The 1565-nt window shown below is 38.3% G+C and carries 1 protein-coding gene; it reads right to left on the bottom strand.

The window, feature by feature from the left end:
• Positions 1-191: 191 nt before the first annotated feature.
• Positions 192-1505 carry an IS91 family transposase gene (locus tag TY15_RS22955; protein WP_040203403.1) on the bottom strand — a complete coding sequence of 438 codons (1314 nt, stop codon included), beginning with the start codon at positions 1503-1505 and terminating at the stop codon, positions 192-194.
• Positions 1506-1565 lie beyond the last annotated feature (60 nt).

Genomic DNA, 1565 nt, shown 5'->3' with positions numbered 1-1565 from the left:
CAAAAACCGCCCGGTCCTTTTTTGTTTAGAGAACATCCGAAATTTTGTACTCTATCCCATGTACTCCCTTATAATATTCCGGGTACATCTGTCCACCACATTTCTCGCATGAAAACATTGGCGGTGCCGTTGGATCTCCATCATCCATTAAATCAAAGTCCCTTACCACACTTAGTGGAATGTCCTCCTTCTCATGACACGCTAAACAAACAAAGCTGATGCTCTGTTTGCTTAACAGGTATTTGGACGGAGTTGGGAACGTTGGCTTCCTTTTCTTCCCTTTTTTCTTCTTTTTTGATTCCATTGAAATGGTCAATCACCCTTTCTAAATAAGCTCTGGTTGTTTGACAAAGGGCTACCTTGATTTCTAGCTTTCCATCCTCAAGACAGACTTCTCCCTTGTACTCATAGTAACACTCACATCTTGGACAAACGAGAGGGTCTTTTCTTCCACTTGCTACAATTCTTTCACGCCACGTCTGACGACGTAAGGTTTTTTTCACTTTTACTATCCAACGATTTGCCTTCTGTTGCCAAGCACACAATACTTTCTTGCACAGATTCTTTGACCGTCTGGAATACATTCCATAATGACGGATCGTTTTAAATTGTTCATCCGGAATATGACGAATTAAACGTGAGATAAATTCTTCCACGCTAATCGTTTCAGTTTTATCTTTTCCATCCGTTTTGTCCTTATATTTAAATGTAACATATTGACCATCATATCCCTCAATCCGATTGATACCAATCGCTGGTCGACGGATATAACGACCAATGTAGCGGAGTTGCTCTTTTACATTTCCTCTCTGTTTTGGCGCATGCACATAGAAGCCTTCACCATTATTAGTAAACGCCTTTTGAAGTCTTGGTTGAACCATCTTCTTTTCTTTTGCGGACAAACCCTTACGGATTAATTTTAATACTACCGTTTGCCATTGTTTTCGAAGCATCGTAAACGGCAAAAAATCATACTGTTTCCATTCACCTTTATTTGTTAACCCTCCCATTGTCACCAACATATGAACATGTGGATTAAAATTAACTCTCGACCCAAAAGTATGAAGCCCTGCAATAATCCCAGGAGTAACTTTTGCTTTCTTCTGAAAGAAATCTATTATTAATCTTGCAGACGCATCCATTAAATCTTTTAATAAATGACGATGAAGTAAAAATACATCTCGTAACCCCTCATCAATTGTAAAAATAACATGCCGATGATTAACTTGCAGAACATCCTCCGTAAGTAACCTGCTCCACTCTTCGCTCTCTCCAACCGAGCATGTTGTACAAAATCGACCTTTACAGCGATAGGGAACCTTTCGAACATCGTGACAACCCTCGCAAACAAAAAGTTTAAATCCTTTTCTTATATCCCCACAATCTCGAAATTTTTCTACTTCTTTGATTACGATCGGACGAATCTTTCTTCCATATTTAGTTTTAAATCTTTCCCAATGTTGATGTTGGTCAAAAAAAATACGTTTTAAAATATTTGTCTCCATACATGAAAAATACCACAGTATCAAGGACTGTGGCTGTGACAAATTTTATACTTTCTTATC

It is taken from the genome of Neobacillus jeddahensis, from assembly GCF_000612625.1.
Taxonomy (GTDB): domain Bacteria; phylum Bacillota; class Bacilli; order Bacillales; family Cytobacillaceae; genus Neobacillus; species Neobacillus jeddahensis.
The sequence above is the reverse complement of the archived record's forward strand: the minus strand, read 5'-3'. Positions and strand labels throughout refer to the sequence as shown.

Excerpts from the sequence above, each read along its gene's own strand:
- TY15_RS22955 (WP_040203403.1), bottom strand. The coding sequence starts at position 1,505 with ATGGAGACAAATATTTTAAAACGTATTTTTTTTGACCAACATCAACAT.